This window comes from Vreelandella subterranea (genome assembly GCF_900111305.1).
GTDB lineage: Bacteria > Pseudomonadota > Gammaproteobacteria > Pseudomonadales > Halomonadaceae > Vreelandella > Vreelandella subterranea.
Genome location: NZ_FOGS01000001.1, coordinates 578,565 through 600,585, shown reverse-complemented (window position 1 = coordinate 600,585; position 22,021 = coordinate 578,565). Strand labels below are relative to the sequence as shown.

Genomic DNA, 22,021 nt, shown 5'->3' with positions numbered 1-22,021 from the left:
TAATTAGAATTTATCTATAAAGTTATATCAAGGCATCGTAATACTCGCTTAAGCGCTTCATATGCTGTTTATTACTAAAGTGCTGTTCAACCCTCTGCCGAGCCGCATTACCCATGCTCTTTCGCTGAACTTCATTGCGAATCATGACATCCATGGCATTGCGCCATGCAGAAACATCCGTTGGCCCTACCAGAATGCCCGAATTAGCATCAACCAACTCGGGTAGCGAGCCGGTATTGGAGCCAATAATCGGCAGCCCGCATGCCATAGACTCTATGATGGTGAGCCCAAATGCTTCATTTTTAGAGGGAATACAGACCATATCAAGAACAGGTAGAATCTCGGTGAGGTCACTACGGTGCCCCAGAAATGTGATCTTGCCCTCCAGCTCAGTGCCTGCAATATCCTTCTGCAACTGGGCGTAAAAACTTTCGTCGCCCCCCGTAGCATCACCAGTACCGCCAATAGAAATAGCATGAAAATTTAGTGCTGGATCAAGTGCTAAAAGCGATTTTACCCACACAGCCTGGCCCTTGCCAGGCGTGACCCTTCCAGGAAGCCCAATCAATACTGCATCAGCCGATAAGCCCAGACTTTCACGTTTGCAACGAATGGCAGAAGCATCGTGGCAAGGCTGATATTTAGTGATATCCACACCATGCAGCAGACAAACTATCCGCTCACGCGCCAATGGGAGGTTATTGATATTACGCTGATGCGTGACCTGGCTGATGGATAGCAAAAGGTCAACATAGCCATAAGCAATACGATGATAAAGGCTTTTCTTCGGCCGCAGTCCACCCATATGGTCGGTATAAATTACTTTCAGCTTTGGAAGCAGTAATTTTAAAAGCGTCGTTAAGCGTAAATCACTCGATTTATGGCAATGAATCACAGTAACGTTTTCTTCTAAAAGCCAACGACGCAGGGCGAAGATATTAAACAGCGCCTGCCGATGATTTTTAAACGCCCTAAAAGTCGCACCGTTGCGTCGCATATAGGCCTCTACCTTGGTATTCGCAAGGCAGATGCCGAAAATTTTCCATCCCTTTTCCTGCAAATCTTCCATCACACGGTCAACATATAATTCCATCCCTCCATTGCCATCAGAGAGACACAGCTGCAGTACCTTGCCATCCATTTTCCCACCTACCCGTACCATGTACGGTTAAACAATCAATTCAAACTCTGTAGTATACATGCGATTATTAATGAGTCCTCTACCATGACGCAGAAAATTCTAGTCATCCGTAACGATAAAATTGGCGATTTTATGCTGGCATGGCCAGCGCTTGCCTATTTAAAAAACGCATCGCCTACGCCCCATGTGACTGTGTTAGTGCCCTCTTATACTGCACCGCTTGCCAAGGCCTGCCCGTGGGTTGACGAGGTAATCATCGATCCAGGTAGCTCGGCGGCGCCATCGGCTCAACACGTGCTATTAGAGCAGATAAAAGCGGCTCGTTTTGATGCGCTGCTAACGCTGTTCTCCACACCTCGTATAGGCTGGCTGGGTTGGCGAGCAGGCATTCGCTTGCGCGTAGCGCCTGCCACAAAATGGGCACAAATTTTCTACAACTTACGCATAAAACAGCGCCGTTCTCGATCGACCAAGCCCGAATACCAGTATAATGTTGACCTTGCCCTCGCGCTGATAGACAAACTGTCGCTAACCCGACCCGCTATGCTCCTCCCACCCTACTGGCCACTTGATACCAGGCAACGTGAATATCAGCGTAAGGTACTGCTGGAAAACGTTCAGGCCAAAGAAGGCCTTCTCATTGTGGTTCACCCAGGTAGCGGGGGATCGGCGGTAAACCTATCGCTGGATCAATATGTTGATTTGGTGGTACAAATACACCATATAAGCAAGATACAGCCTATCCACTGGCTGATAAGTGCTGGTCCCAGTGAACACCCTCAAGCCCAGGAACTAATTCGTTTGCTCGCTAATAAAGGCGTTGTGGCTACCCACTTTCCCACCAGAAGTAGCGTTGAAGCATATGCACTACAATTAGCAGGAACAGACATGTTGATTGCAGGCTCCACAGGGCCTCTGCATATTGCGGGTTGCCTAAACATTGCGACTGCTGGTTTCTATCCAGCTAAACGCTCGGCCACATCGTTACGATGGCAAACCTGCAACTCCGCTGAAAAACGTTTAAATTTTAGCTCATTCTCAAGCGCACCCGAAAAAAACATGCTGACCGTTGACATTGACTCAGCTGCAAAAGACATATCACTCTTTTTATCAAAACATTAGGACTAATTATGCAGCCAATTACGGGTATTGTCATTACCTTGAATGAAGAGGACAACATAAGTGATTGTTTATTTTCACTCGAAAAAATATGTGATGAACTTATTGTCGTCGACTCAGGAAGCACTGATAAAACTGTCGATATCGCTAGGAAACATGGTGCGGCAATTTACACCCAAGAATATTTAGGTGATGGTCCTCAAAAATCTTTTGGCGTAACTTATGCTAAGAATGACTGGATTATTTCTCTAGATGCCGATGAGCGACTAAACGAGGACGCTATCAAAGTTATCCAGTCATTGACACTTAATGACACAAAGATAGCTTACAGCTTTTACCGTAAAAACCACGTGGGAAATCATTGGATAAAAGCTGCTGGTTTTTACCCCGATACCGTCGTGCGATTATATAACAGGAAAACTTCTGGCTACCTCAGCAAAAAAGCCCATTCATCCGTCAAGTCACCCGTTGTTCACAACACCAAAACACACATAAACCACTTTACCTATAAGGATTTGTCTGACTGGATTTATCGCATTAATATACTTTCAACTCGTGATGCCTGGGCAATGAATCAGAGTGGTAAAAAAGCTTCTCCTATCAGCCCAATTGTTCATGGCATTAACGCATTGATACGAAAATTAGTTTTTAAAGGTGGTATCTTTCAGGGTAGCGATGGAATTTTAGTCGCCGTAACCACTGCTTTCCACGCTTATATGAAATATGCAAAACTTAACGAGATTCGTGGCAAAAATATTGAAGAAAGGTGAACACGACCTCCATTACTCAGGCTATACAGCCTGACAATAGCATGCCAATATTTATTTAAATATTCAGCCTTACCTGCATTGATATGATTATCATCGTATTTTAAAGCAACATGCTTATTTAACCAGAAAAAATCACTATTTTTTTAATTTATGCTGGTGTTACTTTAATGGAGGCCATAATGTGTAGAATAACTTAAACTCAAAAACTTACCGGGTTGCTTATACATACGCAACATAACTTAAGCTTAAAAACAGAACCTATTAAACCTAATGAATAAAACTCTTATCGTCGCCACTAGCCGTTTTATAAAACTTACTGCCAATATCACTAAGATGCTCAGCTATCCATTTCACTGGGTTTTCATTAATAAACGTTTTACTCTTCCGGAGCATGCGGCACCACTTATCAATCGCGCTACCCCAAGCTGCATACCACGTATCATCTGGCAGACTAACTTCACTAACCGGGTCACCTTGCCAGTCTATCTGAACTACCTATTCAATCGTTTAATGGCACCTAGTTTCGAGTATCAATTCATGATTACGGAAGCACGCCACGATTTCATTGCCGAACACTACCCGGAAATTCTTCCCCATTATGAACGTCTGCAAATTGGAGCAGCTCAGGCCGATCTGTGGAGACTTTTGATACTTCACAAGTTTGGCGGTGTATACCTGGATATAGATGCACACCAGATTTGGCCGCTGGCATGTGTGCTTGGTTGCAAGCACAAGGAGCTCTATGTGACTACTCGACGCGGCGAGTTAAGCAACTATTTCATTGCCAGCAAACCCGGAAACCCCAATATACAACGCTTAATTGAGCGGGTAGTCTTTAACATTAAAGAGGGCTCCCTTCACAACGTTTTTTATATTACCGGACCAGGGGTTCTCATCGAGCTTCTTGATCCAAATCAAGTTCCAACAGTCTCCTATCGCCATGCAGTTAACCAGGGCAGCTTCACTAATGAGCACTTTCAGTACATCGACAAACCCCAGGGAAAATGGAATAAAGAACAGTGCCACACTTCGGTCATACGCCCAAAAAAGGAGGATCCCCCAGAGTCATGAAGTGCTTCACATTGGTTGTCTTTACATTTATACGACGCTACTGAAGTACTGATGCTGAAAATAAGCTTCTCAGACTGATCGTAGCTGCCTGCTCACCACTGAGAATTAAAAAAGGCACTGTACACTTGCGCTATATAAGTATTGAGCATCAAAATCGAACTTTACGACTTGTATCCCCTACCCGCATAGGATCCTATGTCCAAGCTTATATACAGGCACCTATACGCTCGTTTCGCGCTTAGCCTGATCGGCCTCGCCCTTGGCTATGCGATCACCGTGCTGACCCGCCTGCCCTGGTGGACGCTATTCCTGATTGCCATTGCCTGGGTAGGTATCGGCATAAAGTTACGCTGGGGGCGGCCTCTCAATGCCCGTTACCGCAAAGTATGGCCGTGGTCACTTGCGCCGTTAAGCCTATGGGGCGTTTATGTCTACCTGGCAGACAGCTTCGGTAATGTCGACTTGGGGGCTGTTTTTTTCCATCTCCAGGCCGGCATGGCGGAGCATGGCGGTGCAGGCAAGATGGTTACCGCGGTTGTTTACACATTGTGCATGCTTGCCGTCTTGGCTTCTGTCACCTGGTTGTCGCGCCACGATCAACGCTGGCGTTTGATGGAGCGCTTCCTGGCAATTGGTTTGCTTGCCAGTAATCCTTTACTTTTCGGCCTGGGCCAGCGCAGCGCGGCCGTAGTGGCCGACGAGGCTGACTGGCTGGATCATCGCTATGTATCGCCGCCAACATCGACACAGGAAGAAGCCCCTAACTTACTTGTGCTTTATTTGGAAAGCATCGAACGCACTTATGATGCCAACCAGTTTGGCGATGCTTACGAGGACCTCAACCGCCTGGGTGAACGGGGCGTTGTCTTTGAAGGTGTCCAGCAGATGGATAATACCGGCTGGACAATGGCCGGTATGATCGCCAGTCAATGCGGTGTTCCTCTGATGCCAGCGGGGCTGCTCCACGACAGCCAGTTCGAGCCATTGCGGAGTGTTGTGCCAGGGATTGACTGCCTGGGCGATATCCTAGCCGCCCAAGGATACCGACTCAGCTACCTGGGTGGAGCGAGCACGGAGTTTGCCGGTAAGGGATTGTTCTACCGCGGACATCAGTTTCATAACGTCAAAGGTAAAGAAGAACTCGTTCGTCGGCTCGATGATCCGGACTACGTCAACAGCTGGGGAATCTACGATGACAGCCTTTATGACATGACAGTTGATGAAATTCGCCGTCTTGACGAGGCGGACAGCGGCCCCTGGGGAGTTGTAACGCTGAGTATTGCAGGCCATGCACCCAACGGTTTTCCCGCACAGCGCTGTATTGAACGCCAAGGACCTTTTGATGAGCAAGACATCCTTTATTCAGTTGAGTGTTCGGCCTGGCTGGCACGCGACCTGGTTGATCGCCTGGACAATGAAGGGTTACTGGATGACACCGTCGTGGCGATCATGAGTGATCACCTCACCATGCGCGTATCGGTATGGGACGAGCTGACCACGATGGACCGTGAAAACACCTTTATTCTACTGGGTGATCATCTGCCTCCCCAGCGAATTCAACGAGATGCCACAATGCTGGATGCCTTCCCCACAATTCTTGAAGCTCTCGATTTCACATTGGATGGACACCGTGCGGGACTGGGCGTCTCGCTGCTGAGCGATCAGGAAACCCTGGTGGAACGTCACGGCCTGGACACCTTGAACGAGCACTTACGAGAGGAAACCGCCCTGCAGCACCGTCTGTGGGAGGGATTGGCACCCCAGCGTCAGGAACCCAGCCCCTCCTCACAGGAGCAGGTGATTGAAACGCCGGCCGACCGAACCGATGAAGTCGATATCATGCGTTGACGATCACTTTTTCACGCTGCCGGTCGGCCAAAATGGCCTGGTAGACAGATGCTACGTGTAACTTATTCAAGCAGTTAGTATGGCCCAGTGGGCAGGTACGCTCAAAACACGGTGAGCAGGAAAGGCCAAGATAATGAATCACCGCATTGTCGGTAAGCGGTGGTGTGTAATCCGGCGAAGAAGAACCATAAAGCGCATGTATCCGTACACCCACCGCGGCCGCCACGTGCATAAGACCCGAATCATTGGTCACGACCTGGCGACAGTCGGCCAGCAGATCCACCGCGTCCGCCAGAGCCGTTTTACCACATAGATTGTGGGCCTGAGGGAGCCCCTTCACAATGGTGCCAGCGCCCTCATGGTCTTTGGGGCCGCCAAACACACGTATCTCATAGCCATCGGCAATGAGCTTTTGGGCTAATTGACGAAAATAGTCGAGTGGCCACTGTTTCGCCGGTCCATATTCAGCCCCCGGCATCATGCCTATCGCCGGGCGGGATGAAAGCATATTGGCCAGGCGCAAATTGACCAGATTGTCCCGGTCAATGGTCAGGCGCGGCTTGGGGATCGCAAAATCCCCCGTGGTTGCCTCATCAAGCGGCAAGCCTAACGAGACAAACCGCTTCACGGTTTGATCCAGTACTTGCTTATCCAGCTTGCGGCGCTCTTTCAAGAGACCATAGCGATGCTCTCCAAGAAAGCCGATACGCTCGGGAATACGTGCCATAAAGGGCACCAATGCAGCTTTCCAGGACCGGGGCAGCACAATCGCCCGATCAAAACGCCCTTTCAGACGATTGGCAAGTTCGCGGCGACTGGCAAGACCAAATTCGCCGTGGCCTACCGCGAGGGGCAGCACCTCATCCACTTCAGGCATTCGCTCCAGAATGGGCTGTGACCATGCCGGTGCGACCACGCCAATGGTGGCATTGGGATAACGTGCTTTTAGGGTCATGAACAGGCTCTGGGCCATCACCATATCGCCCACCCAGGAAGGCCCGATGACCAGCAGCCGCATCGCGGAATTAGCCATTTAGCCACTCCAGATAGGCCTTGACCCCCTGAGCAACCGTTTTGAACTCGATGTCACAACCGGCTTCCCGCAAATTGCTTATATCGGCGCGGGTATAGCTTTGGTAACGCCCTTTCAGCTCTTCGGGGAAATCGATGTAATCGATTTGTCCTTTGGCGTAGAAATCGATGACCGATTCACCAATCGCCTTAAACGGCTCCGCGCGGCCAGTACCCAGGTTGAAAATACCCGAGGCACCTGGGTTATCCAGGAACCACAAATTCACATCCACTACATCGCCCACGTACACAAAGTCGCGGCTTTGCATCCCCGCCTCATAGCCATCATAGGCACCAAACAGTTTCAGGGTTTCACCATTGCGGATTTGCAGATGGTGATGATAGGCCACACTGGCCATCTTGCCTTTATGCTGCTCTCTGGGGCCGTATACATTGAAGTAGCGAAACCCCACAACCTGCGTCGTCAGCTTATCCCAGCGAGTACGCACGTGTTGGTCAAACAGCAGTTTGGAGTAACCATAGACGTTAAGCGGTTTTTCACACTCGGGCACCTCTTTGAATACCTCGCTGCCGCCATAGGTGGCGGCTGAAGAGGCATACAAGAAAGGGATTCCCTGCTGCTCGCAGTAATTCAGCAGCACTTTGGAGTACTCGAAGTTATTTTCCATCATGTAGTGACCGTCCCACTCCGTCGTATCGGAGCAGGCGCCCTCGTGGAAAATAGCATCGATCTTGGGTAGATCGACATTCTCGCCCCGCAACGCTGCTTTTACCCTGGCGAGGAAATCGTCCTTATCGAGATAATCCGCCAGCGTGCAGTCAGCCAAATTGACAAATTTGGTACCGTCACGCAGATCATCAACAACCATCACATCGTTTCGACCGCGGGCGTTCAGTGCTTTGACCAAGTTGGCCCCGATAAAACCGGCACCGCCTGTTACGACAATCATTTCATTCTCCTTACCAAAAGCGGCTCTGTTGGCTTACGCGCCTATAACCTATCTGCTTGGGATTGTATACTTGACGGCTTATGAATTCATGGCCAACGGTGCTTTCCGCGATGAGTGTCTCGACAAACCAATCGACACCTGATGTGTCGACCTTTCAAGGCTTGATCCTTGCGCTGCAACAGTATTGGGCAGAACAAGGCTGTGTCATTCTCCAGCCGCTCGATATGGAGGTGGGTGCAGGCACTTTTCACCCCGCCACCTTCCTGCGCGCCATTGGGCCTGAGACCTGGAATGCTGCCTATGTCCAGCCGTCTCGCCGCCCTACAGATGGCCGCTACGGCGAAAACCCCAACCGCCTGCAGCATTACTACCAATTTCAGGTGGTCATGAAACCATCGCCCAGCAACCTCCAGGATCTGTACCTTGGCTCATTGAAACGCCTCGGGCTGGATCCGCTGATCCATGACGTGCGCTTCGTTGAGGACAACTGGGAATCCCCCACCCTCGGCGCCTGGGGTCTAGGCTGGGAGGTATGGCTGAATGGCATGGAAGTTACCCAGTTTACCTATTTCCAGCAGGCCGGCGGTATTGAATGTTACCCGGTCACCGGCGAGTTGACCTACGGGCTTGAGCGCATCGCCATGTACCTGCAAAACGTCGACAGCGTCTATGACCTGGTTTGGGCCATTGCCCCTGACGGCAGCGAAGTCAGCTACGGCGACGTTTACCTGCAGAATGAACGCGAGCAATCCGCCTATAACTTCGAACACGCTGACGTTGACCAGTTGTTTGCTAACTTTGACCACCAGGAAAAAGAGTGCAGCAAACTACTGGCAGCCAGGCTCCCTCTGCCCGCTTATGAACAGGTGCTGAAGGCGTCGCATACGTTCAACTTGTTAGACGCGCGTCACGCCATTTCGGTCACCGAGCGCCAACGCTTCATTCTACGCGTTCGGACGATGGCACGGGACGTCGCCACTGCCTATTTTGAGTCGCGCAAGGCGGAAGGTTTCCCCATGGCCCCGGAATCACTGCGCAACGAACTACTCGCCGATCAGGGAGACGCATAATGGCTGTTGACACGCTTCTACTGGAACTGGGCACTGAAGAGCTTCCGCCGACCGCCCTGGATGCGCTTTCAGATGCCTTCGCGGCTGGGGTAGAAAAAGGCCTGCAGGAAGCCGATATTCCCTTTGAGGGTGTTACGGCGTATGCGACCCCCCGCCGTCTGGCGGTACAGGTCAAAAACCTCGCCGACAAGCAGCCTGACCGTGAAGTCGAGCGCCGTGGCCCCGCCCTGGCAGCCGCCTTCAAGGAAGGTGCGCCCACCAAGGCGGCAGAAGGCTTTGCACGCTCCTGCGGTGTCAGCGTTGATGAGCTGATTCACCTGGAAACCGACAAGGGCACCTGGCTTGGCTTTCGCGAACACCAGCCGGGTGAAAGCGTGCAGGCGCTACTGCCCGATATTCTGCGCAAGGCGATCAGTGCGCTGCCGGTGCCCAAGAACATGCGCTGGGGCACCTCGCGGATTGAGTTCTCACGTCCGGTTCATTGGCTTGTGGCCCTTTACGGCAGCGATGTCATCGCCGCCGAGGCACTGGGCTTGCAAGCCAGCCGCACTACCTATGGTCATCGCTTCCACGCACCGGATGCTATCCAGCTCGAGCATGCCGATGCTTACCTTGGTGCACTGGAAAACGCCTTTGTGCTCGCCGACCGTCAACAACGCCGGGAACGCATCCGCGAGCAGGTGCTGGCAGAGGCGGAAGTACAGGAAGCCCAGGCAGTGATCGACGAAGACCTGTTGGTCGAAGTCAGCGGTCTGGTTGAGTGGCCCGTGGCACTGACCGGCAGCTTTGACGAACGCTTCCTGGAGGTGCCCGCCGAATGTCTGGTCTCCTCCATGAAGGCCAACCAGAAGTACTTCCATCTTCTGGATGATCAGGGCAAGCTCAAGCCACTTTTCATTACCATCTCCAACATCGACAGCGCTGATCCTCAGCAGGTGATTTCAGGTAATGAAAAGGTCATTCGCCCGCGCCTGGCCGATGCGGCCTTTTTCTACGACACCGACCGTAAGCGTACTCTGGCTTCGCGCATCCCCCAGTTGGAAAGCGTGGTCTTCCAGCAGCAGCTGGGCACCCTGGCCGACAAGGCACGCCGCAGCAGCGCCATCGGCAGCTATATCGCCGAAACGATTGGCGGTGACGTCACCCATGCCCAACGCGCCGTTGCGCTTGCCAAGTGTGATCTTGTCACCGAAATGGTACTGGAATTCCCTGAGCTCCAGGGCATCATGGGGCGTTACTATGCCGAGCAGGATGGCGAACCTGCCGACGTCGCCCAGGCCCTGGAAGAACAGTACCTGCCCCGCTTTGCGACCGATGCCATTCCCCACAGTGCGACTGGTAAGGCGCTTGCCCTGGCTGATCGTCTCGACACCCTGGTCGGGATTTTTGGTATTGGTCAGCGCCCGACGGGTGCTAAAGACCCCTTTGCATTGCGTCGCGCCTCTATCGGTGTCCTGAACATCCTGGTGAAAGGCGAGCTCAACCTCGATCTTCGGGAGTTGCTTGGCGTGGCCGCTGAACAGTACCAGGACCTCCCCAAGGCAGAAGGGTTAGTCGATGATGTCCTGACCTACATGCTGGATCGTTTCCGCGCCTGGGGCCAGGAAGAGGGCATCAGCGCCGAAATGTATCTGGCTGTTCGCGCCCGCCCGGTGACCAAGCCACTCGACTTCGCTCGCCGCCTGCGTGCCGTTAAAGCCTTCGCCCAACGCGAGGAAGCTGCTGCCCTGGCCGCTGCCAATAAGCGTGTTTCCAATATTCTCAGCAAGCAGGAACATGATGGTAGTACCCAGGTCGATCAAAGCCTGCTGCATGAGCCGGCGGAACAAGCGCTGTTCAAGGCGGTCGCCAGCAGCCAGCAGCAGGTCACGCCGCTGTTTGCCGCTGGTGATTACCAGCAGGCGCTTGATGCGTTGGCCACGTTGCGTGAGCCGGTGGATAATTTCTTTGATCAGGTGATGGTGATGGCCGATGAAGAGTCAACTCGCCGTAATCGTCTTGCGCTGCTTGCCAGTCTTCAGGCACTTTTCCTCGAAGTAGCAGATATTTCCCTGCTACCTCAGTAGTCGCTCTCAGCATCAGACGAATAGTGTTTCGCGCAGGGCCCGGCTAAGAAATGCCGGGCTTTTTATATAGAACCTCTTCCTATATACCTACTCTGGTTTGTAATTTGTTGGCGCTGATTTTTGTTTCACGTGAAACATCAAGATAAGATTAGCTAATTTTGATAGCGAATACCGCTCATCGGTACCAACTCTGCACCATCGTTTTGCAAAGGACATGCACCATGTACGATTCTTTTCTTTTTGAAACCTATCCTCATCAGCAAGCCAGCATAGCTTCGTATACCCTTGATGAAAAAAAGGTCTGGTTAAAAAAAGCCAGCAAACGTAATTCGCGCCTTGCCTACCTTCCACTGAATTTGTTTGCAAAGTTGCTACGCGTCGAAGCACTTAAACCTGTACCGAATTTAGGCGGACGCCAAAGCATTACCAATGAATCAAAACGTATAAAAGCACTTTCTAAAGCCGGTGTTGCAGTCCCCGAAATATTGGCAGAGTCGTCTGATGCGATATTGATTGCAGATGTAGGAAATACAGAGTCGTCTTCGAAGACGTTGCTCGATCAGTTACTGTCGACGCAACAGGCTGAAGAAATCAGCCACTACTTGACGATGGGTGTCCAGGCACTAAACGATGTTCATGCTCGGCAGTGTTATTTAAGTGAAGCCTTTGCTCGCAACATCATAGTGGCCCAAGAAAGTATTGTGTTTATCGACTTTGAAACAGACCCGGGTAGCTACCATACGCCAATTAACTGCATGGTAAGAGATTGGTACTGTTTTATTTTCTCTCTTTACGGCAAGCTGAGTAAGCGCGAAACCCACTGTGAGCAGTTGACACTAGCCCTATTAGCCGGATTGAACCAGGCACAGCCTCAGGTACGAGAAAGTTTCCTGGCATCGCTGTCACGCCTAAAGCAATTAGAACGGGTTCCTTTTCACCATTTTGGTAGTGACGGAAGGAAAATCGCCATCACTCTCGATGCATTGTCCACATTAGATCAACAACTAAGAACGACGTAGAATATTCGATGCCTTTTTCAAATAAGCACACAACCAAGCTGAACCCTAATAAGCTTGTAATTTTAGACCGTGACGGGGTAATCAACCATGACTCTGACGCCTACATCAAATCATTGAGCGAATGGGTGCCCTTACCCGGCGCTATCGACGCCATCGCCAAGCTATCCCTCGCGGGTTTCACGGTTGCGATTGCCACTAACCAATCGGGTATTGCCCGTGGTTTTTACGATGAAACGACGCTGCAAGCCATGCACGACCATCTTCAAAGCCTGGTAGCTGCCAAAGGCGGCCAAGTTGCCCATATCGCCTACTGTCCACACGGCCCAGACGATCATTGCGATTGCCGCAAACCGCTACCCGGTCTGCTTGTCGAGATACAAAAAAAGCTAGCGTTTGAAAGCCTGGAAGGTAGCTGGATGGTCGGTGATAGCCTGAGAGATCTTCAGGCAGGTGAAGCGGTTGGCAGTCGCCCGGTACTGGTCAGGACAGGCAAAGGGGAAAAAACGCTCAGCAACAATGTAGGCCTGGAGAAGGTCATAATCTATCGTGACCTGGCCGAGTTTGCTGATTGGCTATGCACCAACAAGAAATAATGCCTCGGCCATAAAAAAACGCTGCTCCCGACAAGGAGCAGCGTTTTTCATCAGGCCAGCAATAACTGTTTCACGTGAAACAGCAGGCTAGATGTCGATATTAGCCGTCAGCGCATTGGATTCAATAAAGTCACGCCGCGGCTCAACTTCATCGCCCATCAGGGTATTGAACATCATGTCAGCCGCCACCGCGTCTTCGATAGTGACGCGCAGCATGCGACGACTATCGGGGTCCATCGTGGTATCCCAGAGTTGTTCCGGGTTCATCTCACCAAGGCCCTTGTAACGCTGCACAGAAAGACCACGCTGACCCTCCTGCATCAACCAGGCCAGCACTTCAGAGAAGTGGGCAACCGGCTTCTGGCGCTCGCCACGAGCGATATAAGCACCTTCCTCAAGAAGACCGTTGATGGTGCCACCCAGCGCGGCAATGGCTCGGTAATCGGCACTCTCAAAGAAATCCAGACCCCATACGTACTCTGTCGTAACGCCATGCGCAATGAGTGATACGGCGGGCAGGTGAAGATCACGCTCAGTATCTTCATGGAGATAAAACTGATAACGCGGACCGCCTTCGTAGGCCACCATGTCATCCATGGCCTTTTGCAACTCGGCAATCCAGTTTTCCATGGTAACGCGATCTTTAAGGCTAGCTTCGCCCTCGAGTGCGGTGGCGTGAACAGCCTGCTTGAGCACTTCGATAGGGTATACCCGTGCAAGACGGTCAATGCGCTTCATCACATTGCGGTACTGGTTAACCAGCGATTCAAGCTGCGACCCGGCAATCCCCGGCGCATCGGCATTGACATAAAGCCCGGCACCGTCCAGAGCCGTGGTCGTCAGATAATCCACCATCGCCTGCTCATCCTTGAGGTAAAGCTCTTGCTTGCCACGCTTGATCTTGTAAAGCGGCGGCTGGGCGATAAACACATGACCACGCTCGATCAGCTCGGGCATTTGACGGAAAAAGAATGTCAGCAGTAGCGTTCGAATGTGTGAGCCATCGACATCCGCGTCGGTCATGATGATGATGGAGTGGTAACGCAGCTTGTCGGGATTAAACTCTTCCCGACCAATACCGCAGCCCAGCGCGGTTATCAGGGTGCCAACTTCAGCTGACGAGAGCATCTTGTCGAAGCGCGCCTTCTCGACGTTCAGTATCTTGCCTTTGAGTGGCAGAATCGCCTGCGTGCGGCGATCGCGACCCTGCTTGGCGCTACCGCCTGCTGAATCACCCTCCACCAGATACAGCTCTGACTGACTGGGGTCTTTTTCCTGACAGTCGGCGAGCTTGCCAGGCAACCCGGCAATATCCAGCGCCCCTTTGCGGCGCGTCATATCCCGCGCCTTACGAGCCGCTTCACGCGCCCGCGCTGCGTCGAGCATCTTGTTGACGATCGCCTTGGCTTCGTTGGGTTTCTCGATCAAGTAGTCAGAAAACAGACGGCCCATTTCCTGTTCTACCGCCGTTTTCACTTCCGAAGAAACCAGCTTGTCCTTGGTTTGTGAAGAGAACTTCGGGTCAGGCACTTTTACTGAAATAATGGCGGTCAGGCCTTCACGGGCGTCGTCACCCGAGGTATTGACCTTGGCCTTCTTGAGCAGACCTTCAGTCTCGATATAATGATTGAGCGTTCGCGTCAACGAGGCGCGAAATCCTGCCAAGTGCGCCCCGCCATCGCGTTGAGGAATATTGTTGGTGTAGCAGAAGATACTCTCTGTAAAGGTATCGTTCCACTGCATCGCCACTTCCACTTCGATACCGTCTTCACGAACCGCGTTGAAGTGAAAAACCGGGTTAAGCACGGCTTTATTCTGGTTGAGGTGATCGACAAAGGCTTTCAAACCACCTTCGTAGTGGAATAGTTCTTCCTTGCCACTGCGCTCATCCATCAAGCGGATGGCAACGCCTGAGTTCAGGAAGGACAATTCTCTTAGTCGTTTTGCCAGAATATCGTAGTGGAACTCGATACTTGTGAAGGTCTCCGGCGAAGGCCGGAAATGCACTCGTGTGCCACTCTTTTCGGTGGTACCCACAACGGCGAGGGGTGCCTGAGGAACACCGTGATGATAAAGCTGCTCAAAAACATCGCCCTGCCGCCAGATGGTTAGCCGAAGCTCTTCGGACAAGGCGTTGACCACGGAAACGCCCACGCCATGGAGCCCACCGGAAACCTTATACGAATTATCGTCAAACTTACCGCCCGCGTGTAGCACGGTCATGATAACTTCTGCGGCCGATACGCCCTCACCTTCGTGAATTTCGGTGGGCACACCACGTCCGTTATCGCTGACCGTCACGGATTCATCAGGGTGAATAACCACACGAATTTCGCTGCAGTGGCCAGCCAGGGCTTCATCGATGGAGTTATCCACCAACTCGAAGACCATGTGGTGCAGCCCGGTGCCGTCGTCAGTATCGCCGATGTACATGCCTGGACGCTTGCGTACCGCATCCAGCCCCTTGAGCACCTTGATGCTTGATGAATCGTAAGCCTGCTCGCTCATTGACCACTCCGTCGTGAAGTCTGTCTCAATCCGTGTCGCCTACCCTTCAGGCATTAACTGACTCAGTCCATTACCAGTATGTTTCACGTGAAACATACTGACGCGGGTTTGAGTCTGCCATGTGTGCCGTAAAGCTTCAGGTTCGACGCTGGTAATAAATACTTGGCATTGCATATCTTCAAGTAACTGACAAAACCTTAACCGGTGCTGTTGGTCGAGCTCGGCTGGTAAATCGTCGATTAAATAGATGCAATGCCGCTGTGACGCTCTTTCCAGAAGCCGACCCTGCGCTAGCTTGAGCGCACTGACAACCAGTTTCTGTTGGCCTCGTGAAAGTACTTCAATTGCAGGCTGCTTATTAAGCTTGATGCGCAAGTCAGCACGCTGAGGACCCTGCTGAGTAAAGCCCATTTGTTGATCGGTCGCCCGGCCAGCCTGCAGAACATCAGCCAGCGACCTTTTTTTATCCCAGCCTCTCGCATAGTGAAGCGTTAAGCCGGGTAGCGGCAGCATCCGCTCGAGGGTTTCTTCAAATACCGGTAGAAACTCAGCGAACCAGGCACGCCTTAGTGAATCTATTTGCTCACCCCAGTTAGCAAACTCTTGCTCCCAGATAGCAAATTCCTGAGGGTTCATTCTACCATGCCTCAACAAGGCATTCCGATGTTTCAACGCTCGGCGCGTTCGCTTCCATATTTCGAGAAAGCCATGTTTCACGTGAAACACACCCCAGTCCAGAAATTCACGACGTCCAGAGGGAGAACCTTCCAGTAGACGAAAGGCATCGGGATTGATGAGTTGAAGTGGCATGGCCTCAACCATATCCGCCAGACGGGCATTCTTATCTCCCTTGACACGCAATTCCAGCTCACTGGAGGCGCGTAAACGGCGTACCCCTAGTGCGACATCAGGGTCTCCCGACAAACGGCCATAAAGCGTTAGGTGGGGCGCGTCGGTCTGAATCGCATGTTTAAGCTGGCGCGTTCTAAATGATCTGCCCATGCCGAGGATATGAATGCCTTCCAGCAAGCTCGTCTTACCGCTTCCGTTGACGCCATTAATCACATTGATACCGGGCGACGGTGCCATGTCCACAGGCTGCAAGTTGCGAAGACCATCGAAATTAAGCTGAAGAAGACCCATTCACCCGTCACTTATTTTGTGCGCCCCGAAACGTAGCGACGGCGCTCATATGCGCCGTCGCCCGGTAGATTATCGCCAGTCGCTGACTTATAGACGCATGGGCATGACAACGTAGAGCGCGTCACCGCCACCAGGCTCTTCCAGAAGCGCACTGCTATTGGGGTCAGCAAGGGTGATTTGTACGCGGTCCTCATCCAACACACCCATTACATCGACCAAGTAGCCAACGTTAAAGCCAACTTCCATGGCCGAACCCGTATATTCGACAGCAATATTCTCTTCCGCTTCTTCCTGCTCAGGGTTATTGGCCATTACCTTGAGATTATTTTCTTCAAGATAAAGGCGCACACCACGGTACTTCTCATTGGACAGGATAGCGGTGCGAGAGAGCACCTGGCGGAGTTCAGCGCGCTCAGCAATCAACACCTTGTCGCCGTTGCGCGGCACCACGCGCTCATAATCGGGGAATTTTCCATCAATCAGTTTGGACGTGAACGTAAAATCGCCTGTATGAGCCCTCACGTGGGTCGACCCTAGCGTCAGGCTCACCGGCTCATCGCTATCGTCAAGTAACCGCGACAGTTCGAGAATCCCTTTACGAGGCACAATAAGCTTCTGTGACTGATCAACCGTCACGTCCACCGGGCGCGAACACATTGCCAGGCGATGCCCATCGGTGGCCACGGTGCGCAGCAGATTACTCTGAATCTCAAGCAACATGCCGTTCAGATAATAGCGGACGTCCTGCTGCGCCATGGCAAAGGATGTCGCTTCAATAAGGTGTTTCAGCGTACCCCGCGGGACACTCAATTCCTGGCTGCCTTCCGCATCTTCAATAGATGGAAACTCAGCGGCGGGAAGCGTTGACAGCGTGAAGCGAGACCGCCCGCTACGCAGGACAGCGCGCCCCTCTTCAACCGCTAGCTGGATATCAGACTGATCAGGCAGCGACTTGCAGATATCCATCAGCTTGCGCGCCGGCACGGTTGCCGAGCCTTCCTGATCAACCTGACTGGCGACAGTGCGACCGACCAATTCGACTTCCAGGTCGGTGCCCGTCAGGGCCACCTGGTCACCGTCCACCTGGATCAGCACATTCGATAAAACTGGCAATGTCTGGCGACGCTCTACCACCCCAGCTACCAAGGTAAGCGGACGTAGCAGCGCCTCTCGGGAAATCGAAAATTTCATCAATACTCCGTTGTCTATCCTGAAAGACCTGCTAAAACAGGTCCGTCCTGGTTATTAACTGGTCAGTAGGCGTAACAGGTTCTTGTAGTCTTCGCGAATATCGGCGTTTTCTTCCTGCAGCGCTTTCACCTTGCGGCAGGCATGCAATACCGTCGTGTGATCACGTCCGCCAAACGAATCGCCAATCTCAGGCAGACTGTGATTGGTCAATTCCTTGGCAAGCGCCATAGCGACTTGACGGGGACGGGCAACCGACCGAGAACGCCGCTTGGATAATAAATCGGCAACCTTGATTTTGTAATATTCCGCTACCGTACGCTGAATATTGTCGACGCCCACCTGCTTGTCTTGCAGGGCCAGCAGGTCTTTAAGCGACTCGCGTATAAAGTCCTGGGTAATGGTCTTGCCCATGAAGTGCGAGTCAGCAATCACTTTTTTGAGGGCGCCTTCAAGCTCGCGCACGTTCGAACGAATCTTCTGGGCGATAAAGAACGCCGCATCATGGGGCAAGTCGACTTTGGCCTGATCAGCTTTCTTCATCAAGATAGCCACCCGGGTTTCCAGCTCAGGCGGCTCGATGGCAACCGTAAGGCCCCACCCAAAGCGGGATTTCAGACGCTCTTCAACCCCACTGATTTCCTTAGGGTAGCGATCCGACGTCAGAATCATTTGCTGACCGCCTTCCAATAACGCATTAAACGTATGGAAGAACTCTTCCTGAGAGCGCTCTTTTCCAGCAAAAAATTGAATATCATCAATAAGTAACGCATCGACACTACGGTAAAAGCGCTTAAAGTCATTGATGGCATTAAGCTGAAGCGCCTTCACCATATCGGCCACGAAACGCTCTGAGTGGAGATAAACCACACGGGCATTTTCACGGCGCAACGCCAGACCATTACCCACCGCATGCATCAAGTGGGTTTTACCCAGCCCGACGCCGCCATACAGGAATAGCGGGTTATAGGCCCCCCCGGGGTTTTCGGAAACCTGGCGGGAAGCCGCACGCGCAAGCTGGTTGGATTTACCTTCAACAAAGGTGTCAAACGTAAAATTAGGGTTTAGCCCGCTGGTATGCTTGAGACCACCCTCGACCTGAACCTGGCGCTCGTTCGTCCGTCGGTCTGAGCCACTTCCCTCCTCGCGTAGCTGGTCGATTTCACGCTCGTCAGCAATATCACCACGTGGCGGCGTATGAACAGCTGCCGACGCGCGCGGGGGTGCCGGCGAGGCTGAGACCGGATTACCCAGATCACGGGGCTGGGGAGCAGGAGAGGCCGATCGACGGCTACCTACCGTGAGGCTAACCTTGGGAGGTTTCGAAGGGGCGAGCTCGCGCATCAGCTCGTTAATCCGCTTGGCGTACTTATCACTCACCCAATCGCGCACAAAGCGATTAGGTGCCAACAAGCGCAGCTCATTAGCCTCACTATCTTCAGCCTGCAGTGGACGTATCCACGTGTTGAACTGCTGCGAACTCAGCTCGTCCTGCAGGTAATCCAAGCACTGTTGCCAAAGCGCGAGTGACACACATCTCACCATCAGTTGAAAAAGGCCGACCATTGTAGCGTCCAACGGCGTGGTTATCCACACAGGAGCAGGCTGTTTTAATAAGCTGTGGAAAACTTTCAGAAGGATAAAAAGTGACCCTCCGTCCAAGAGCTGAACAACCGCTAGCGCTCATTATTTCCGGTCATTAATTCACAGCTAATCAACGACTTATCATCGCCTTTTCCGCAACTTATACACAACCTCAAATAGCTTTTATATGCTTGATTTTAAACAAAAAAATAAGGTTGTTAACAAAATGTATCCCCACTATTAGCCACAAGGCAGCAGAAAACCCATTGTAGGAGACTGATATGTTTCCCGGCAGGCGCATGATGTGGCTCGAGAGAGACACCTGCTTGCACAGAACGCATTTTTTACAAGGAAAAAATTGCACGCAACCTGGGAAGCCTCTACAATTTCCGGTCTTGAATTGAATCTCCCGGCTAGTTCCTCACTGGACCGGGTCTTTTGGAATTTATTTTCCGTCCTAACCACGTGGGAATAACGAGTTATGAAACGCACTTTTCAACCTAGCGTTCTCAAGCGCAAGCGCGCGCATGGCTTCCGTGCTCGTATGGCAACCAAAAACGGCCGCGCTATCATTTCGCGTCGCCGCGCCAAAGGCCGTAAGCGTCTGAGCGCCTGATCTCGGATTGCGTGTGCCACATCAAGAGTTTCCCCGGTGTTGTCGGTTACTTAACGCCGGGGACTACCGCTACGTTTTTGAGCAAGCAGACCTCAAGGTACATGGCAAAGGGATAATGGCGTTAGCACGCCGGAATACCCTGGGGCATCCCCGCCTTGGCCTGGTGGTCAGCAAAAAAAATGTGAAGCTCGCCGTTGATCGAAATCGTTTCAAAAGACTCGTTCGAGAGTCGGTTCGGCTACGTCAAGACCAGCTTCCTGCAGTGGATATTGTGGTACTTGCTCGGCGTGGCGTTCAGGACATGGACAATGACGTTTTATATCGTCAGCTCCATGGCATGTGGAAACGGCTTCGGCGCGACAGCCAGGCAGCCAACGCGCTACCTGCAAGCTCAAAGCAGACTACTTGATGGGCACCTCAGCGCTCGACCTCGGCCTGCCGCCTGGCAGGCTTTCGTGTGTCATGGGTCGAGCAATTGATACTGCGCCATTAGCATGTTCACCACCCAGCGGGCAGAACCCTCATGGACGTAAAACGACTTATATTACTGATTCCACTTGCCATTCTGGCCTATCTACTGGTTGTACAGTGGAATCAGGATTACGGGCAGACGTCTTATCAATCGTCGTCCGAACAATCGCAACGCCAAAGCAGCAATGACAACGCAACGGCGGAAGGTGGCGGTACGTCTGGCGGCAGCGACGCGGATAACCTGTCGGTTCCCGGTGATGGCGCTGCCGCTACGCAGGACGCACTGAACAGCGGCGAGAGCAGCAATGACAGCCGTGACTTCATCGCGGTGACCACCGACGTGCTGGACGTTCGCATCGATCCACACGGTGGCGATATCGTTTATGCCGCCTTGCCGCAACATAAACAGGCGCTCGAGTCGGATCGCAGTTATGTCCTGCTATCCGACAATCAAACGCGTAGCTACGTCGCACGCTCGGGCTTTCAGCTTAACGGGGACGCTAATCGTATTGCCTTTACCCCCGACAACAGCGAATACCTGCTGGGCGATGACGAAGAACAGCTTGAGGTCAACCTCACCGCCGAAGTAAACGGCATCGACGTCATCAAGCGACTAACCTTCGAACGCGGCAATTACGCCGTTGACGTCAATTACTACCTGGCCAATAACTCCGATGAGCCCGTCAGCGCTCGTTTTATCGGCCAGCTTGCCCGGGATAACAGCCCTGATCCGTCAAGCGGCGTCAGCATGGGCATGAACTCTTACCTGGGTGCGGCATATTCGACGCCTGAAGAAACCTACGGAAAGATTGATTTTGACGACATCCAGAGCGGCAGCTTCAATAATCGAGAGGCACAAGGCGGCTGGATTGCCATCATCCAGCACTACTTTGTCTCGGCCTGGGCACCTTCTCAAAATCAACAGAACCTCTACTACGTCTCCACGGATTCGCGTAACCGTAATGTCGTCGCCTTTGCTGGGCCTACCAGCGAGCTGGCGCCGGAACAAGAAGCCTCCCTGGGCGCCACCCTCTATATGGGGCCCAAGGTTCAGGATCATCTTGAGCAGGTAGCGCCTAACCTTCGCCTGACGGTCGACTATGGCTGGCTGTGGTTCCTGGCCAACCCGCTCTTCTGGCTGCTTGACAAGATCCACGACATTGTCGGCAACTGGGGCTGGTCCATCGTGCTGTTGACGGTGTTGGTAAAAACCATTCTGTTCCCGCTATCTGCCAAGGCTTACAAGTCGATGGCAAGGATGCGCAAGCTTGGCCCCGAGATGCAGCGTCTCAAGGAGATGTATGGCGATGATCGCCAGAAGATGTCTCAAGAGATGATGAAGTTCTACCAGAAGGAGAAGATCAACCCGCTGGGTGGCTGTTTGCCGATCCTGGTGCAGATGCCCGTCTTTATCGCCTTGTACTGGATGTTGCTGGAATCCGTTGAACTGCGTCACGCTCCCTTCATCTTCTGGGTACAGGATCTGTCGGTGAAAGACCCGTACTTCATTCTGCCGATTCTGATGGGGCTTTCGATGTTCGTACAGCAACAGCTTAACCCCACGCCGCCTGACCCCATGCAGGCGAAGATCATGAAGATGCTCCCCATCATCTTTACGTTCTTCTTCCTGTGGTTCCCGGCGGGCCTGGTGATCTACTGGGTGGTCAACAACATTATCTCGGTGGCGCAGCAGTACTTTATTACGCGCAAGATCGAGCAGGACCCAAGTATCGGCAAAGGCATGAAAACCAAAAAATAAAGCCGATACCTTGAACACCCAGACCCCCGCCCTTGCGGGGGTCTGGTGTTTCAGGGGTAAAACTCACACTACG

Annotated in this window: 18 protein-coding genes; 11 read left to right on the top strand and 7 right to left on the bottom strand. The window is 52.4% G+C overall.

The annotated features are described in order from the left end of the window. Positions 1-22 precede the first annotated feature (22 nt). Positions 23-1,141 (bottom strand): glycosyltransferase family 4 protein, encoded by a 1,119-nt coding sequence (locus tag BMX75_RS02720; RefSeq protein ID WP_092825028.1) that lies wholly within the window; start codon positions 1,139-1,141, stop codon positions 23-25. Between the two features lie 84 nt (positions 1,142-1,225). Here BMX75_RS02720 and BMX75_RS02715 point away from each other — a divergent pair, with 84 nt between their 5' ends. The 4 genes from BMX75_RS02715 to BMX75_RS02700 all read left to right on the top strand — a co-directional run bounded on the left by BMX75_RS02715 (position 1,226) and on the right by BMX75_RS02700 (position 5,949). After that, the gene (locus BMX75_RS02715) at positions 1,226-2,263 is read left to right on the top strand and encodes a glycosyltransferase family 9 protein (RefSeq protein ID WP_092825026.1); all 1,038 of its coding nucleotides are present in this window, start codon (positions 1,226-1,228) and stop codon (positions 2,261-2,263) included. An 8-nt stretch (positions 2,264-2,271) separates the two neighbouring features. Further along, positions 2,272-3,030, top strand: coding sequence for a glycosyltransferase family 2 protein (locus BMX75_RS02710; RefSeq protein ID WP_092825024.1), 759 nt, complete (start codon positions 2,272-2,274; stop codon positions 3,028-3,030). A gap of 270 nt (positions 3,031-3,300) precedes the next feature. After that, positions 3,301-4,101, top strand: a complete 801-nt coding sequence (locus tag BMX75_RS02705) for a glycosyltransferase family 32 protein (RefSeq protein ID WP_092825022.1) — start codon at positions 3,301-3,303, stop codon at positions 4,099-4,101. A gap of 195 nt (positions 4,102-4,296) precedes the next feature. Beyond that, positions 4,297-5,949 (top strand): sulfatase-like hydrolase/transferase, encoded by a 1,653-nt coding sequence (locus BMX75_RS02700; RefSeq protein WP_092825020.1) that lies wholly within the window; start codon positions 4,297-4,299, stop codon positions 5,947-5,949. Here the strand turns inward: BMX75_RS02700 and waaF are convergent. Next, positions 5,939-6,982: a lipopolysaccharide heptosyltransferase II gene (waaF, locus tag BMX75_RS02695; RefSeq protein WP_092825018.1), complete on the bottom strand. Its 1,044-nt coding sequence runs from the start codon at positions 6,980-6,982 to the stop codon at positions 5,939-5,941. The two genes, BMX75_RS02700 and waaF, sit on opposite strands and share 11 nt — an antisense overlap. Continuing rightward, complete coding sequence (rfaD, locus tag BMX75_RS02690; protein ID WP_092825016.1) at positions 6,975-7,931, bottom strand: ADP-glyceromanno-heptose 6-epimerase; 957 nt, start codon at positions 7,929-7,931, stop codon at positions 6,975-6,977. The genes waaF and rfaD overlap by 8 nt, the downstream gene beginning before the upstream one ends. 110 nt (positions 7,932-8,041) lie before the next feature. Here rfaD and glyQ point away from each other — a divergent pair, with 110 nt between their 5' ends. The 4 genes from glyQ to gmhB all read left to right on the top strand — a co-directional run bounded on the left by glyQ (position 8,042) and on the right by gmhB (position 12,679). Continuing rightward, positions 8,042-9,001: a glycine--tRNA ligase subunit alpha gene (glyQ, locus tag BMX75_RS02685; RefSeq protein ID WP_066315572.1), complete on the top strand. Its 960-nt coding sequence runs from the start codon at positions 8,042-8,044 to the stop codon at positions 8,999-9,001. Continuing rightward, the gene (glyS, locus tag BMX75_RS02680; protein ID WP_092825014.1) at positions 9,001-11,067 is read left to right on the top strand and encodes a glycine--tRNA ligase subunit beta; all 2,067 of its coding nucleotides are present in this window, start codon (positions 9,001-9,003) and stop codon (positions 11,065-11,067) included. Before glyQ ends, glyS begins: the two co-directional genes overlap by 1 nt. 221 nt (positions 11,068-11,288) lie before the next feature. Then, positions 11,289-12,086, top strand: a complete 798-nt coding sequence (locus tag BMX75_RS02675; RefSeq protein WP_092825012.1) for a BUD32 family EKC/KEOPS complex subunit — start codon at positions 11,289-11,291, stop codon at positions 12,084-12,086. Positions 12,087-12,094: 8 nt separating this feature from the next. Next, a complete protein-coding gene (gene gmhB, locus BMX75_RS02670) occupies positions 12,095-12,679 on the top strand; it encodes a D-glycero-beta-D-manno-heptose 1,7-bisphosphate 7-phosphatase (protein WP_092825010.1) in 585 nt (194 codons plus the stop codon). A gap of 87 nt (positions 12,680-12,766) precedes the next feature. On the opposite strand, the gene gyrB is transcribed toward gmhB, so the two are convergent. The 4 genes from gyrB to dnaA form a co-directional block, all read right to left on the bottom strand. Beyond that, entirely contained in the window at positions 12,767-15,187 is a 2,421-nt protein-coding gene (gene gyrB, locus BMX75_RS02665; RefSeq protein ID WP_092825008.1) for a DNA topoisomerase (ATP-hydrolyzing) subunit B, read from the bottom strand. A gap of 39 nt (positions 15,188-15,226) precedes the next feature. Further along, the gene (recF, locus tag BMX75_RS02660) at positions 15,227-16,330 is read right to left on the bottom strand and encodes a DNA replication/repair protein RecF (RefSeq protein WP_092825006.1); all 1,104 of its coding nucleotides are present in this window, start codon (positions 16,328-16,330) and stop codon (positions 15,227-15,229) included. 87 nt (positions 16,331-16,417) lie between these two features. Beyond that, complete coding sequence (dnaN, locus tag BMX75_RS02655) at positions 16,418-17,521, bottom strand: DNA polymerase III subunit beta (protein WP_066315588.1); 1,104 nt, start codon at positions 17,519-17,521, stop codon at positions 16,418-16,420. A 54-nt stretch (positions 17,522-17,575) separates the two neighbouring features. Further along, positions 17,576-19,051 (bottom strand): chromosomal replication initiator protein DnaA, encoded by a 1,476-nt coding sequence (dnaA, locus tag BMX75_RS02650; protein ID WP_066315837.1) that lies wholly within the window; start codon positions 19,049-19,051, stop codon positions 17,576-17,578. Between the two features lie 532 nt (positions 19,052-19,583). Here dnaA and rpmH point away from each other — a divergent pair. From rpmH to yidC, 3 genes are all read left to right on the top strand, one after another. Then, positions 19,584-19,718, top strand: a complete 135-nt coding sequence (gene rpmH, locus BMX75_RS02645; protein ID WP_066315595.1) for a 50S ribosomal protein L34 — start codon at positions 19,584-19,586, stop codon at positions 19,716-19,718. Between the two features lie 13 nt (positions 19,719-19,731). Then, on the top strand, positions 19,732-20,127 hold the full coding sequence (rnpA, locus tag BMX75_RS02640; protein WP_092825004.1) for a ribonuclease P protein component: 396 nt from the start codon (positions 19,732-19,734) through the stop codon (positions 20,125-20,127). 114 nt (positions 20,128-20,241) lie between these two features. Beyond that, on the top strand, positions 20,242-21,948 hold the full coding sequence (yidC, locus tag BMX75_RS02635) for a membrane protein insertase YidC (RefSeq protein WP_092825002.1): 1,707 nt from the start codon (positions 20,242-20,244) through the stop codon (positions 21,946-21,948). Positions 21,949-22,021 lie beyond the last annotated feature (73 nt).

Bases quoted from the DNA above. Each gene is read 5' to 3' on its own strand.
- glyS (WP_092825014.1), top strand. From the start codon at position 9,001: ATGGCTGTTGACACGCTTCTACTGGAACTGGGCACTGAAGAGCTTCCG.
- gyrB (WP_092825008.1), bottom strand. From the start codon at position 15,187: ATGAGCGAGCAGGCTTACGATTCATCAAGCATCAAGGTGCTCAAGGGG.
- BMX75_RS02710 (WP_092825024.1), top strand. From the start codon at position 2,272: ATGCAGCCAATTACGGGTATTGTCATTACCTTGAATGAAGAGGACAAC.
- waaF (WP_092825018.1), bottom strand. From the start codon at position 6,982: ATGGCTAATTCCGCGATGCGGCTGCTGGTCATCGGGCCTTCCTGGGTG.
- rpmH (WP_066315595.1), top strand. From the start codon at position 19,584: ATGAAACGCACTTTTCAACCTAGCGTTCTCAAGCGCAAGCGCGCGCAT.
- BMX75_RS02715 (WP_092825026.1), top strand. From the start codon at position 1,226: ATGACGCAGAAAATTCTAGTCATCCGTAACGATAAAATTGGCGATTTT.
- glyQ (WP_066315572.1), top strand. From the start codon at position 8,042: ATGAGTGTCTCGACAAACCAATCGACACCTGATGTGTCGACCTTTCAA.
- BMX75_RS02720 (WP_092825028.1), bottom strand. From the start codon at position 1,141: ATGGATGGCAAGGTACTGCAGCTGTGTCTCTCTGATGGCAATGGAGGG.
- BMX75_RS02675 (WP_092825012.1), top strand. From the start codon at position 11,289: ATGTACGATTCTTTTCTTTTTGAAACCTATCCTCATCAGCAAGCCAGC.
- gmhB (WP_092825010.1), top strand. From the start codon at position 12,095: ATGCCTTTTTCAAATAAGCACACAACCAAGCTGAACCCTAATAAGCTT.
- yidC (WP_092825002.1), top strand. From the start codon at position 20,242: ATGGACGTAAAACGACTTATATTACTGATTCCACTTGCCATTCTGGCC.
- dnaN (WP_066315588.1), bottom strand. From the start codon at position 17,521: ATGAAATTTTCGATTTCCCGAGAGGCGCTGCTACGTCCGCTTACCTTG.
- BMX75_RS02705 (WP_092825022.1), top strand. From the start codon at position 3,301: ATGAATAAAACTCTTATCGTCGCCACTAGCCGTTTTATAAAACTTACT.
- recF (WP_092825006.1), bottom strand. From the start codon at position 16,330: ATGGGTCTTCTTCAGCTTAATTTCGATGGTCTTCGCAACTTGCAGCCT.
- BMX75_RS02700 (WP_092825020.1), top strand. From the start codon at position 4,297: ATGTCCAAGCTTATATACAGGCACCTATACGCTCGTTTCGCGCTTAGC.
- rfaD (WP_092825016.1), bottom strand. From the start codon at position 7,931: ATGATTGTCGTAACAGGCGGTGCCGGTTTTATCGGGGCCAACTTGGTC.